Source organism: Blautia sp. Sow4_E7 (assembly GCF_052116245.1).
GTDB lineage: Bacteria > Bacillota > Clostridia > Lachnospirales > Lachnospiraceae > Blautia_A.
The window spans coordinates 164,444-176,797 of the sequence record NZ_JBQKLL010000004.1 but is presented as its reverse complement, the minus strand read 5'-3'; the positions used below and the strand labels follow the sequence as shown (position 1 = coordinate 176,797).

Below are 12,354 nucleotides of genomic sequence, written 5' to 3'. Positions count from 1 at the left end.
ACCTCCTGTGGTGTTTTTCGTGAAAAGTGTGAAACACACTTTTTACACTTTTCACACCATTATCTCATCTTTTGGAGACGCAAGGAAGTTGACTGGTTATTCACCATTTACTCTTTTTCAGAATAAAATTCAGAATACCAGTCCCGGTTTCATACCCCCAATAGTCATTAATAAGGTGAAAATTGCTTACATCTGTCATTAGAAAAGCATACTTTTTTTCACCGTTGCTATTATTTAAAATAGTAAAAAGTTTCTCTTTCAAAGACTCTGTAGAGATACTTTCTGCCAGTCGATTCCGGCAAAACTCCTGTGGCTTTTTTGCCATTTGTTCCTTTTTATAACGCTTGTCCTGATACATTTTCTGATCGGCAATCTGTAGAAGATCCATGATCAGGTAGTAGTGATTTTTGCAGCTGATATCGTATCCGACTGCATAGCTGATAGGATGGTCAGCTGTTTGATTATACACATCCAGCATGGATTGGAGCTGAATATTCATCTGCTCCAGCTGAGACCAGGTGGCGTGATTTTGCACGATCACGAACTCATCGCCTCCGAATCTGGCGAGAAAACTATCCTCAGTGAGTATCCGTGTCAGGTAAGAAGCAAAGGTCTGAATAAACACATCCCCCTGTTCGTGACCATATGTATCGTTGATCTTTTTCAGATTGTTCAGATCGAACATCATGACACCCACATTCAAGGTATCGTCTGCATTCTGAAGCTGCTGCAGCTTCTTTTCCAATGATTTTTTATCGTGGACGCCTGCTACGTCAAAGCCGGAACTTCGGATCATATTTCTGAGATAATCTCCTAAAGTAAGGGAAACTGCACATCCCACAAGGGATAAAATAATCAGAAATGCAAAGGTTTTCTGACTTATTCCGCGTCTGTGACGAGTAATTAATGCAGTCAAAAATACAATATAAAATGTTGTCTGCAGGTAGCAGAGTTTCATAATTGTTTTGTTTTTTTCCATACATTTCTCCAGTATATAGTGCCTGATATTTCACTTGTAACTATTTGGAAGACAGCATTTTGCGGAGGGCGTAACTGTGAAGATACTGAACAGTTACTCTCTGTTTTTTAATTAGCCTGCGTATACAATAATTTTCTTGGCAAGCTCCTTATCCAGGCCGATTTTGCTGCCCTTTACCATAACCACATAATACCCGTGTAATTCTGATAAAATCGTAACCTGCGTTCCTGGGACAAAGCCTAGGGATTCCAGATAATGCCGCTGTTTTTCCAGTCCGCACACCTTATTAATGATATAAAAATGGTTAAACTCAGTTAAACTTAAAGGCATTGTGACGACCTCCTTTAAATAACGTTAGCAAAGACTAACATAGTATAACACGCATTTCATACAGATGGTATAGAAAATACATTTTTGAGAAATTTTTTCAGTAGATGTTTGCAGAGAACCTCGGCGCGAAATCATGCGAATACATGATTTTTGCGCATCGCGAAGCGTGTTGCCGGTTACGGAGTAAACCGTAACATCGGAAATAAGTATTTTCAGAAGTAAGGAAAATCAGACGTTTATTTTACGTGAGACATATGTTACAATGCTTTAGAGCATGTCTGAAAGATCATTTCCGCAAATTGTGACGCACATCTTGCAGAAAGCCTTTTTCAAACACGCTCTAGTTGACAATTTTTTTTATTTGGAGTACAGTCCAAGAAGAGATAAAATCGTTATTGCTCAAAAGCAATCTTTTTCTGGAATTTCGGGCACAATTGGAACAGTAATGTAAAATCAACAGAAGAGGTGCAAATATGCTGAAAGTAGAGAACCTTACTTTTGAAGTGAATGAAGAAGGGAAAAAGCGCTGTCTGGTAAATCACATCAGCTTTGATGTTCAGGATGGGGAAATGCTGGTGATCACAGGACCGAACGGCGGTGGAAAGTCCACCCTGGCCAAGGTGCTGGCCGGTATTGAGAAGGCAAACAGCGGAGAAATTTATCTGGATGATGAGAACATCACAGAATACGATATTGACCATCGGGCAAATGCGGGAATCGGCTATGCATTCCAGCAGCCGCCCCGCTTTAAGGGAATGACAGTAGCAAGAATGTTATCTCTGGCAGCCGGCAGAAATCTGACGGAAAAAGAGAGCTGCGACCTTCTTTCCGCAGTAGGACTTTGCTCCGAAGATTACCTGAACCGTCAGCTGGACGGAACCCTTTCCGGCGGCGAAATGAAGAGAATCGAGATTGCTACAGTCCTGGCAAAATCCCATAAGGTAAGTATTTTTGATGAGCCGGAAGCAGGCATTGACCTGTGGAGTTTTTCCATGCTGATCAAGCGTTTTGAGGAGATCCACCGGGAGAAAAAAGAATGTCTGATCCTGATTTCCCATCAGGAAAAGATCATCAATATGGCGGATAAGATCATGGTGATCGAAGACGGTGAAGTGAAGAAATATGGTACCAAAGAAGACGTTTTCCCAACCTTATTTCAGCAGGAAAAATGTCAGAAATGTCTGAATGAAGGAGGAAAATGTTGATGGTTAAGGTAGAAGAAACAACCCAGGGCGTGCTGGATAAGATCAGCGGAGGCTTCGCGCAGAAGGGCGCTTTTAATCTCCGCCAGAATGGTATTTCCATCTGCCACGGTGACAGCGAGCACATCAAAATAAAGAAAAAAGAGGACAAGCCAGGAATCGATATTTTCATTGATGGAGAGACAAAAGGGGAGAAAGTTTTCATCCCGGTTGTAGTCAGTGTGTCCGGAATGACAGACCTGGTTTACAATGATTTTTATGTGGCAGACGGTGCAGATGTAGACATTGTGGCAGGCTGCGGAATCCATAACAGCGGCTGCAATGACAGCCGTCACGATGGCATCCACACCTTCCATGTGGGCAAGAATGCCAATGTACATTATGAGGAAAAGCATTACGGTGAGGGCGAAGGAACCGGTAGCAGAGTGCTGAATCCGGTGACCAATATTGAACTTGGTGAGAACTCTGTATTTACCTTGGATACGGTTCAGATCAAGGGCGTTGACTCCACCATCCGTACTACAAATGTGTCAATGGATGCAGATTCCAAGCTGTTTGTTCTGGAGCGTCTGATGACAGACGGAGAGCAAAAAGCAGAGTCTGATATTGAAGTCTGTATGAATGGAGCGGGTTCTTCTGCACAGATCATTTCACGTTCTGTCGGAAAAGGAAACTCCTCCCAGGTTTTCCATCCCAAGGCAGTTGGAAAGAACAAATGTCACGCCCATATCCAGTGTGATTCCATTATTATGGACCACGCCGAAGTAGGCTCCATCCCGGAAATCCAGGCGAAACATGTGGATGCTGCGATCATTCACGAGGCAGCAATCGGCCGAATCAACGATGAGCAGCTTTTGAAACTGAGAACGCTTGGAATGACCGAAGCTGAGGCGGAGAACGTGATCATTGAGAATTTCCTGAGCTGAAAAAATTAAGTACGTGTTGTAAATGAAATACCAGGCAGTGTTCTAAAAAAGCACCGTCCTGGTATTTTTTGCTGGAAATGTATCCATTAAGTTTTTTGAATTTTGCAACAGGGAAACAGGTAGAATAAACAACTATTTTTGTGAAAAATAGATAATATGCAAATCCCTCAAAACCCTGTAAAATACCACCATATTTACTATTTGGGAGCTTTTACAGAGGGACGAATTATGTTTGAAAAAAATACGAAGAGGGTTAACCGGATGATCGCCAATATGTTTGCGGCGGCTTCGGTTGTAGTTGTGGTGCTTGTTGTCTGCTCGTGCATTGGAATATTCGAGTTCGGAAGGGCGTATACCAGGATTTTGCTGGTGGCAGGGCTTGTGATCGCCTTAAGTCCAAGTGTGCTGATCCGCTTTTGGCCAGACAATGTGATCAAATATTATATGCTTATCATGGCAGCACTTCTGATCGGATTTCTGGGTACCAATAACCATATCGGGGTGTATATTACTTATGCACTTGTGCCGATAGTGAGCTGTCTTTATTTTGATCCGGCGCTGGTGGTGAAAACAGGGATTTTTTCCTATATGATCATGGTGGTGTCTATTTATATAGATTCTGTTAGCTTTTATGAGGTGGTATATCAGGGCCGGCCGAGGCTGCAGATGTTCGCCGCATATGCACTTGGATTTACAGTGGAATTTGCTGTGGTCAATGCGGTACTGTATTTTCTGGTAAAAAGAGCCCGGAAAATGATGGAAGAGCGCTACAGTGCCCAGGAATAGAACCGGATGAAGAGTGAATTCCTTTTCAGCATGTCTCACGAGATCCGGACCCCTATGAACGCTATTATCGGTATGTCGGAAGTGGCTTTGCAAAAGGACATGAATGAGGATGTGAGAAAATGTCTGAATGTGATAAAGTCTTCCTCTACAGGACTTTTGGAGATCATAAATGACATTCTGGACATTTCTAAGGTGGAGGCTGGCAAGCTGAATATTATTTCAGAAGTATACAGCACAAAGTCTCTTACAGATGATATGTAGGCGATCATTGATGCCAGAAACAGGGAAAATAAAGTCCCTATTTACTATCATATCCAGGAAAACCTGCCGGAATGTCTGGAAGGCGATGCGGTGCGGATCAAGCAGGTTATGCTGAATTATGCATCAAATGCCATTAAATATACAGAATCCGGCCGAATTGATATTACACTGAATTATAAGCAGCAGAAGGATAAGTGTGGCTGGCTCTCAGCAAGAATTTTATTGAGCGCATGGGCGGCAGGGTAAGCGTGGAAAGTACGTATGGCAAAGGAAGCACCTTCTCTTTTTCCGTACCGCAGAAGGTGGTAGCAGTTCCTGGGCGTGAGCACAGTTTATCAGAGAAAGAGCCGGCTGCTTTTACCGCTTCTGATGCACGGATTCTGGTGGTAGATGACAATGATATTAACCGGGAAGTGGTGAAGGCCATGCTGGAACCTATGGAAATTATCATTGACGAAGCTGAAAATGGTGGAGCGGCGGTGGAAGCTGCCAAAGAGCGGAAATATGACTTGATCCTTATGGACAGCCACATGCCTGTCATGAGCGGCGAAGAAGCAACCCGCATTATTCGAAGCGGGGAAAATACGAACAATACTACGCCAATCATTGCCATTACCGCGGATGCGATCACCGGCGTCCGCGAAAAACTTCTGGAATGCGGAACGAACGATTATCTTGTGAAGCCTATTGAAATAGAGCAGCTTTGCGGGATGATAAGGAAGTACCTGGAAAGATAGAAGTAAAATTATACCCGTTTGGGACTGTTGTTCGAAAATATGATTTGAATTATACCCGATATTTGACTGTCAAACTTTTACGTTTTTACAACTTTCAAAATACCTGCATACATGTTAAAATACAATCAACACAGCTAAATTGTATGAATGGAGGTGTTTTTCATGCCGAGGACGGTTGGAATCGGGCAGCAGGATTTTGCAGACATCAGAAGAGAAAATCTTTTTTATATTGATAAAACACACTTCATAAAAGAATGGTGGGAAAGTAATGACAGTGTTACCTTGATCACCAGACCGCGCCGTTTTGGAAAAACTCTTACCATAAGCATGGTAGACCATTTTTTTTCAGTGAAATATGCAGCTGAAGCGGATATTTTTAATGAAACAAAAATCTGGAAGGAAGAAAAATATCGAAAGATACAGGGAACCTGGCCTGTTATCAGCCTGTCTTTTGCGAATGTAAAAGAACCAACTTTTGAAATGGCAAAAAGGCGAATCTGCCAGATCCTGACAGATATTTATAACAAAAATCATTTTTTACTGGATTGTGGTTTGCTCACGTCAGAAGAAATACAGTATTTCAAAAATATTTCTACAGATATGGATGAAATCAATGCGACTATGGCGCTTCATAAGATGGCAGATTTTTTGTCCAGATATTATAAAAAGAAAGTTATTGTTCTTCTGGATGAATACGATACGCCAATGCAGGAAGCATACGTGGAAGGATATTGGGAAGAACTGGTATCTTTTACCAGAAGCCTTTTTAATGCCACGTTCAAAACCAACCCATTTCTGGAACGTGCACTGATGACTGGAATTACCCGTGTAAGCCGTGAGTCCGTGTTTTCAGATCTGAACAATCTTGTGGTGATAACTACTACTTCTAGGGCGTATGCTGACTGCTTTGGATTTACAGAAGCTGAGGTCTTTGACGCATTGAATGAGTATGGACTGGAATGTAAAAAGCAGGAGGTGAAATCCTGGTACGATGGATTTACCTTTGGAAAAGTGCAGGATATCTATAATCCATGGTCGATTTTGAACTATCTGAAAACCGGTCGATTTTCTCCATATTGGGCAAACACCAGCAGTAACCGATTTGTTGGAACATTGATCCAGGAGGGCGGCCGCAGTTTGAAAATGCAGTTTGAGGATCTGCTGAAGGGAAATAAGATTTGCACAACACTGGATGAACAGATCGTGTTTAGTCAGTTGAAAACTTCCATTACTGCAATTTGGAGCATGCTGCTCGCCAGTGGATATCTGAAGGTTACATCACATGAGTATGATGAAAGAACAGGAAGAGAATTTTATCATTTGGCATTGACGAACAGGGAAGTCCGCCTGATGTTCGAAAATATGATCCGTGACTGGTTTACGGAAGCTACAGAAGACTATAATGATTTTATTGCCGGACTGCTAAATGGTGATATTACGGCAATGAACTGTTACATGAATCAAGTGACGAGAACCATGTTCAGCTATTTTGACACAGGAAATCATGCTTCTGAAGCAGAGCCAGAGCGCTTTTACCATGGCTTTGTGCTGGGTCTTATGGTGGAATTGGAAGGCAGATACAGCATTACATCTAATCGGGAAAGTGGATTCGGACGATATGATGTTCTGCTAGAACCACTGGAAAAAGAGGACAATGGAATCATTATTGAATTTAAGGTAAGAAACCCGGAATTGGAGAAATGCCTGGAAGATACTGTCAAAACAGCGCTGAAACAGATTGAAGAAAAGCAGTATGCCACAGTGCTGGAGAGTAAAGGAATCCCGCCAGAACGGATACGGAAGTATGGATTTGCCTTTGAGGGGAAAAAGGTGTTGATTGGTGGGAAATAAAAATGGCAAAAAGGGTGTCCTTTTATTTTGCAAAATGATATAGAACATCATTAAACTATAAAACAAAGTGGGGTATTTACAATGACAGAAATGGAAAAAATGGCGAAAGGGTATCTCTGGGGAGATACGGAGGAGTATTAAGAAGAGCAGCGGATCGCGAAAGATCTGATGTACGATTTTAACCAGTCCAGACCATCTGAGGGCGTGCGAAGAGAGGAAATTGCGAAGAAGTTATTTGGCTATGTTGGAGAAAATGTTTTTATCCAGCAGCCGATTACAGTGGCCCGAGGAAAGACCGTACGTATTGGAAGTGGTACTTACATCAATTCTAATTTAATGTTGGTAGATGATTACAATATTACCATCGGTGAAAATTGTCTCATTGCACCCAATGTTTCCATTTGTACCACTGGCCATCCGGTAGATCCAACCCTCCGCACCACAGGAATGTACAGCTTTCCTGTGACCATCGGAAACAATGTATGGACATGCTTTTTCATGGGGCATTCCCTTCTTATAGGGGCGGCTTTCGGTCAGGGCCTGGTAGATATCCACGCATGCCATGATCCGCTCCTGAGTATTTAACTGGGCTGCGGTTTTGCCGAAGGGATAGCCAGTGCCGTCCAGACGCTCGTGGTGGAAGGCGGCCCAGTCGCGGATTTCTTCGAAATCATCAATTTCTGACAGAATATAGTAAGTATATGCAGCATGGTGCTTCATGGTCTTAAATTCTTCATCCGTCAGTTTCCCTGGCTTCTCCAGGATTTCATTCCCGATTGCAACCTTTCCAATATCATGCAGCGCGCCTGCAAGATACATTTTCTGAGCTGTTTCCTCGTCAAAGCCTATATACCGCGCCAGTTTTTCTGCATCTGCAGCCACACCCATGGAATGAGTGCTGGTAAATGGTGATTTATAATCGACGATCTGCGCAAAGAAATTCGCCAGAGCCTTGATCTGGGAAAAATTAAGATCTTGTTTGATCCGCGGAACCTTTGCCCACAGGTTGGCTTCTAAATTTTCACTTCCAAGGGAGAGAAAATGCTCTTCTGAAAAGGCGGCGAAAAAGGCAGCTGCGCATTCTCTATCGATAATAGTTTCTTTGGTCTGCTGAAGAGAATTCTTTGCTTTTTCCCATGTGCCGGAGGTAAAGGTTTTGGTACGGCAGTTCACGTCCAGGAGGTCACACATATGTATGATCCGGGCAAAAAGGGGTACTTCATTCCAGGTTTTTCCGAAAGGACCGCTTCCGTCGGCGTGTTCGTGATGGTATAGGATCACATTGGTGATATCTGTGTGAAAAGGCAGTTTCCGACATTTTTTTCGCCTAACGTACAGTGCATTCCCAGCTGGGAAAAATCCTGGGCAGCAGAAGCATGGTTCGGATCGCTGTGCAATTCTTCCTGAATATACTGGGTCAGCGCATTGTCATGAAGCAGCGCGCAAGCTGCCAGATCCTGCAGCGCTTTTCCCTGTATTCCTATCTGTTGAGCTGTGCACACACTCATATAGGCTACACGCTTGGCATGCTTATCCGTTACCTGGACCAGCTCCGCCTCCACACAGTCCAACGCATACGAACAAGCCGCCAACAATCCTAACACATCTAATTTCATAAAGTACTCCTCCGCCTTTTTCAAAAAGCAACCGTTTGCTTTCTACAAACTTTTCACTATTGTGTATTATATCGTTCAAAAAGCAACTTCGCAATTGAATAAGGAAAAGAAATTAGTAGAATTTTACATAACCATCTAAAAGTCATAAATAAAATTTATATAGTGGTTAAATTGATTCTGGAATTTTTATACGTAAAATTGCGCTCCAATTTTCTGGAAATCCCATTTGTTCAATAATTTTTTCGTGAGGAAGATACTTTTTTAAACAATGTTTTAATTCGTAATAGAAGTTATGAAAATCATCTTTATCCAGTAAATACTTTAATATGATAACTTCTGAAAAAATATCTGTTTTTCCATGTTGATAACGTTTGTTTTGTTGAGGAATTTGTAGTTTTTTATGAATAAATGTATCAGTGATAGAGTCCTTGGTAATATAGTTGAAAAAACGATCTCCATGGGCACATGCATTGCGGTGTTTAGTCAGAATAGACAGAAAAGAGTGCATGTCTTTGCGGCTGATATTATGAAAGTCCTGACATATTTTGATGGGAACACTTGCGTTCAAAAAATCATACATGTGTGAAAGTTGTCCAAGTGTTAAAACGTGTATTAAAATCCAAAGAGGGACATTCCGGTGGTATTTTTTATAATGAGTTATAAAAGAATATTTGCTTTTGTGAGTGAGATGGTAAGATAAAATGTTTATAAGTTTTTCTACATTGTACTTATTACATTTGGTTATGTGGTCAATGAATTCCAATCAGAAGGATTCTGCAATCCTGTCATTGAAAGAGTTTACGCTTAGTGAAGACAGCTATTATGGAGCTGTTCTGAATGAACTGAATGATGGACAGACTGCACCGTTTATCTACGCAGGATGGGAGAATGTGGTTGTCCCATGGGGCGAGAAGATGATCGAATATATGCGTGGAAAAGTGAATCTGGATGAACTTATCGATTATATGGATGAGACACAGGATTTGATCACAGATAATGCGGCAGAGACATATACAAAGGTTACTGAGACTCTGGATACAGAGGACTGCGCCAAACTGATCGGTATCGCATTTGCACAGGCTGCAGATGCCGATGCAGCTTTGGTATCGGAAAATGTCTATTATTATGATCAGGATGCTGGAACGATGAATGAAAAAGGAGTAAGTGGTTCTCTTTTTCCACTTCCTGTTACAGAACAGGAACTTGTGTCCATTCTCCCTACAGGGTGGAGCGATAATATTCAGACGGTAACACTTACAGGCGCAAGGATTAAAGAACTTGCTGAAAACGGATATGAGAAGCTGTCTATACAGTTGCAATCTGTGGAGCAGCAGATGAAGTTCAGGAGGAAGGAAAGATTCAGGACACAGGTATTCTTGGACTGGATGCAGCGAAAGAATATTTTGGCCAGTTTGAAACATTATCCAAGAAAGATATCATCTGGAAGTAGGTTAAAGGATGAAAAAGACAGAAAATAAGGTGAGAATTTTAGGCAAAGAGAAACTCCGTTTTTTTACCAGTATTGCGGTTGTAGTCTGCATAGTTCTGGGTGGTGTGTTTGCATTTTTGAAATTTTATAACTCTTATATTGATAAAATTTTATATGCGGAACGACTGAACCAGATGAGTGAAGTTACGACGCAGTTATTTTCCGGTCTGGAAGATGTGATAAAAAATGCCTGGAATGAAGCTGAGAATGAAGTGAATCATCTGACAGATAAAAATCCGGAAACATTGGATGACGTTCTGCAGATTATGGAACATGAATCGGAACTGAACCGGCTTGCAGATTCGGAAATTGAACTGGCAGCAGTTGACAGTGAGGGAATGCGTTATTCAAAGGATGGGAGAAAAGGCTTACTTGCAGAGAAAGAGTACCTTATTTCGGAACCGGAACGCGTTAGCTTTGTATCAAATTCCATGATTTCAAACACTGCAGATATGGTTTATCTTGTAAGATTGCAGCAGCCGGTTACGGTGGTGGACGGTGCCGACCAGATTACAATTTCATATTATGGAATATCTCAGAACATGGAAATGCTGAACCCTTATTTTTCCTGCTCTGCATATGACAGCAACAACAGTGTGTATGTAGTTGACACAGACGGACTGAAGCTTTTCAGCAGTGGGAACCGGGATCTGGTGTATGGATATAATGTTTTTTCCGCGTTAAAAAAGCTGGAATATCTTCACAACAGTTCTTTTGAAGAAACACTGGCACAGCTGGAGGAGAATGGGACGGCCTATTCCAATGCCGTTATGAACGGAGAAGAAATATATTATGCATTTTACCATATGGAGAATGCGCAGTGGACGTTGATCTTTATGGTGCCATCTGCCTATGTGGCAACGAATACGGTTCAGCTTGTAAATACAACTATTCGTCTTGTGCTGGTATTTGCAGCGTTTATGCTTGTGGTAAGCGGAAGTTTTATATTTGGAATCCTGAAGAGACAGCAGAAGCAGGCTGTTGAGGCAGAACGCAGGAACAGTCTGGAACTGGAGAAGCTGAACCGTGATCTGGAAAAGGCCGTTCAGGAAGCGGATGCTGCCAATAAAGCTAAAAGCGATTTTCTTGCAAATATGTCCCATGATATTCGAACTCCTATGAATGCAATTGTGGGAATTACTGGTCTGATGGAGCATGAGGCGGGAATTTCGGATAAGCTGCATAACTATATAGAAAAAGTACAGCTTTCCAGTAAGCACCTGCTGGGACTGATCAATGATATCCTGGATATGAGCCGTATTGAATCCAGTGAAGTAACCCTGAATGTGGAGAATGTGAGCCTGGCAGAACAGATTGGGCAGATCGACAGCATGATCCGTGCCCAGACCAATGAACATAAGCAAAATTTCCACATTCACGTAAATGAGATTGTTCACGAGTATCTGATCTGTGATGGGGTACGTCTTCGCCAGATCATGCTGAATCTGCTGTCAAATGCAGTGAAATATACGCCTCAGGGCGGAGAAATCCAGGTGCAGAGTGAGATTGGAAAAGGAAGCCGGTTTGAGATCATACTGACATTGCCAATTGATAAAGAAAGAAGCTGTATTCTTGAAGCGGAGCGAATTCTCTTGGTTTCTGATGAGGAAAGACTGGTCAGAAATGTGAAAGCATCTATGAGTGAAGCATCTGTGGAATTTCATTCTGTTGCTACAGAGGAAGAGGCTAGGGGATGGCTGAGCCGGGAAAATATGGATGTGGTTCTTCTGTCTGGCTGTGTACAGAATAAAACATTAAAAGAAACCGTTGATTTTCTGCGTAAGACAACACAGAACGCAACCTTGATTTTCTGTGTGGATTATGTAATAGACGAGAAAAAACAGGAAGAAATTGCGGAAAGCGGAGTTGATGGAATTATATACCGGCCATTTTTCCTGTCCAATCTGGAAATGACCATTGCGCGCACCAAAACAAATTCTGCTGTTGGAAGCGAGAATGCATCGGTTCTGAAAGGAATGAAGTTCCTTTGCGCAGAGGATAATGAATTGAATGCGGAAATCCTGCGGGAGATTTTGAGTTGAAAATGTAAGTAAGGCTATAAAGAAAGATGAGAAAGTACAGAGGATTGGAAACTGTATTTTCTCATCTTTTTGTATATGCGGATGGATTTTAGATAAGCCCGATCAACGCTACAATTCCTCCGGTAATGGCACTCA

14 protein-coding genes and 1 pseudogene are annotated in these 12,354 nt (G+C 42.0%); 10 read left to right on the top strand and 5 right to left on the bottom strand.

Annotated elements, in window-relative coordinates:
- Nucleotides 1-100: 100 nt before the first annotated feature.
- Together ACTQ50_RS04560 and ACTQ50_RS04555 are read right to left on the bottom strand one after the other, a co-directional pair.
- Nucleotides 101-979: a diguanylate cyclase domain-containing protein gene (locus ACTQ50_RS04560; protein ID WP_441483163.1), complete on the bottom strand. Its 879-nt coding sequence runs from the start codon at nt 977-979 to the stop codon at nt 101-103.
- A gap of 111 nt (nt 980-1,090) precedes the next feature.
- Nucleotides 1,091-1,309 (bottom strand): FeoA family protein, encoded by a 219-nt coding sequence (locus ACTQ50_RS04555; protein WP_118577646.1) that lies wholly within the window; start codon nt 1,307-1,309, stop codon nt 1,091-1,093.
- A gap of 285 nt (nt 1,310-1,594) precedes the next feature.
- Between ACTQ50_RS04555 and ACTQ50_RS04550 the strand changes: the two genes are divergently transcribed.
- The 8 genes and pseudogenes from ACTQ50_RS04550 to ACTQ50_RS04515 all read left to right on the top strand — a co-directional run.
- The gene (locus tag ACTQ50_RS04550) at nt 1,595-1,657 is read left to right on the top strand and encodes a DUF6783 domain-containing protein (RefSeq protein ID WP_441483166.1); all 63 of its coding nucleotides are present in this window, start codon (nt 1,595-1,597) and stop codon (nt 1,655-1,657) included.
- Nucleotides 1,658-1,782: 125 nt separating this feature from the next.
- Nucleotides 1,783-2,514, top strand: a complete 732-nt coding sequence (locus ACTQ50_RS04545; RefSeq protein WP_441483162.1) for an ABC transporter ATP-binding protein — start codon at nt 1,783-1,785, stop codon at nt 2,512-2,514.
- A complete protein-coding gene (locus ACTQ50_RS04540; RefSeq protein ID WP_441483161.1) occupies nt 2,514-3,437 on the top strand; it encodes a SufB/SufD family protein in 924 nt (307 codons plus the stop codon). Before ACTQ50_RS04545 ends, ACTQ50_RS04540 begins: the two co-directional genes overlap by 1 nt.
- Before the next feature lie 228 nt (nt 3,438-3,665).
- Nucleotides 3,666-4,223 (top strand): hypothetical protein, encoded by a 558-nt coding sequence (locus tag ACTQ50_RS04535; protein ID WP_441483160.1) that lies wholly within the window; start codon nt 3,666-3,668, stop codon nt 4,221-4,223.
- 6 nt (nt 4,224-4,229) lie between these two features.
- Entirely contained in the window at nt 4,230-4,484 is a 255-nt protein-coding gene (locus tag ACTQ50_RS04530; RefSeq protein WP_441483159.1) for a sensor histidine kinase, read from the top strand.
- Nucleotides 4,485-4,678: 194 nt separating this feature from the next.
- A complete protein-coding gene (locus ACTQ50_RS04525) occupies nt 4,679-5,221 on the top strand; it encodes an ATP-binding response regulator (RefSeq protein WP_441483158.1) in 543 nt (180 codons plus the stop codon).
- A gap of 162 nt (nt 5,222-5,383) precedes the next feature.
- Nucleotides 5,384-7,072 (top strand): AAA family ATPase, encoded by a 1,689-nt coding sequence (locus ACTQ50_RS04520; protein ID WP_441483157.1) that lies wholly within the window; start codon nt 5,384-5,386, stop codon nt 7,070-7,072.
- 153 nt (nt 7,073-7,225) lie between these two features.
- Nucleotides 7,226-7,309 (top strand): annotated as a pseudogene (locus tag ACTQ50_RS04515) (maltose acetyltransferase domain-containing protein); the annotation flags it as partial.
- 96 nt (nt 7,310-7,405) lie between these two features.
- Here the strand turns inward: ACTQ50_RS04515 and ACTQ50_RS04510 are convergent.
- The 3 genes from ACTQ50_RS04510 to ACTQ50_RS04500 form a co-directional block, all read right to left on the bottom strand.
- Nucleotides 7,406-8,353, bottom strand: a complete 948-nt coding sequence (locus tag ACTQ50_RS04510) for an HD domain-containing phosphohydrolase (protein WP_441483156.1) — start codon at nt 8,351-8,353, stop codon at nt 7,406-7,408.
- Nucleotides 8,350-8,688: a hypothetical protein gene (locus ACTQ50_RS04505; protein ID WP_441483155.1), complete on the bottom strand. Its 339-nt coding sequence runs from the start codon at nt 8,686-8,688 to the stop codon at nt 8,350-8,352. The genes ACTQ50_RS04510 and ACTQ50_RS04505 overlap by 4 nt, the downstream gene beginning before the upstream one ends.
- A 166-nt stretch (nt 8,689-8,854) precedes the next feature.
- Nucleotides 8,855-9,451: an Abi family protein gene (locus ACTQ50_RS04500; RefSeq protein ID WP_441483154.1), complete on the bottom strand. Its 597-nt coding sequence runs from the start codon at nt 9,449-9,451 to the stop codon at nt 8,855-8,857.
- Here ACTQ50_RS04500 and ACTQ50_RS04495 point away from each other — a divergent pair.
- On the top strand, nt 9,441-10,166 hold the full coding sequence (locus tag ACTQ50_RS04495) for a 5'-nucleotidase C-terminal domain-containing protein (RefSeq protein ID WP_441483153.1): 726 nt from the start codon (nt 9,441-9,443) through the stop codon (nt 10,164-10,166). The two genes, ACTQ50_RS04500 and ACTQ50_RS04495, sit on opposite strands and share 11 nt — an antisense overlap.
- Complete coding sequence (locus tag ACTQ50_RS04490) at nt 10,147-12,219, top strand: histidine kinase dimerization/phospho-acceptor domain-containing protein (RefSeq protein ID WP_441483152.1); 2,073 nt, start codon at nt 10,147-10,149, stop codon at nt 12,217-12,219. The genes ACTQ50_RS04495 and ACTQ50_RS04490 overlap by 20 nt, the downstream gene beginning before the upstream one ends.
- Nucleotides 12,220-12,354 lie beyond the last annotated feature (135 nt).

Excerpts from the sequence above, each read along its gene's own strand:
- ACTQ50_RS04560 (WP_441483163.1), bottom strand. The coding sequence starts at position 979 with ATGGAAAAAAACAAAACAATTATGAAACTCTGCTACCTGCAGACAACA.
- ACTQ50_RS04555 (WP_118577646.1), bottom strand. The coding sequence starts at position 1,309 with ATGCCTTTAAGTTTAACTGAGTTTAACCATTTTTATATCATTAATAAG.
- ACTQ50_RS04545 (WP_441483162.1), top strand. The coding sequence starts at position 1,783 with ATGCTGAAAGTAGAGAACCTTACTTTTGAAGTGAATGAAGAAGGGAAA.
- ACTQ50_RS04540 (WP_441483161.1), top strand. The coding sequence starts at position 2,514 with ATGGTTAAGGTAGAAGAAACAACCCAGGGCGTGCTGGATAAGATCAGC.
- ACTQ50_RS04535 (WP_441483160.1), top strand. The coding sequence starts at position 3,666 with ATGTTTGAAAAAAATACGAAGAGGGTTAACCGGATGATCGCCAATATG.
- ACTQ50_RS04530 (WP_441483159.1), top strand. The coding sequence starts at position 4,230 with ATGAAGAGTGAATTCCTTTTCAGCATGTCTCACGAGATCCGGACCCCT.
- ACTQ50_RS04520 (WP_441483157.1), top strand. The coding sequence starts at position 5,384 with ATGCCGAGGACGGTTGGAATCGGGCAGCAGGATTTTGCAGACATCAGA.
- ACTQ50_RS04505 (WP_441483155.1), bottom strand. The coding sequence starts at position 8,688 with ATGAAATTAGATGTGTTAGGATTGTTGGCGGCTTGTTCGTATGCGTTG.
- ACTQ50_RS04495 (WP_441483153.1), top strand. The coding sequence starts at position 9,441 with ATGAATTCCAATCAGAAGGATTCTGCAATCCTGTCATTGAAAGAGTTT.
- ACTQ50_RS04490 (WP_441483152.1), top strand. The coding sequence starts at position 10,147 with ATGAAAAAGACAGAAAATAAGGTGAGAATTTTAGGCAAAGAGAAACTC.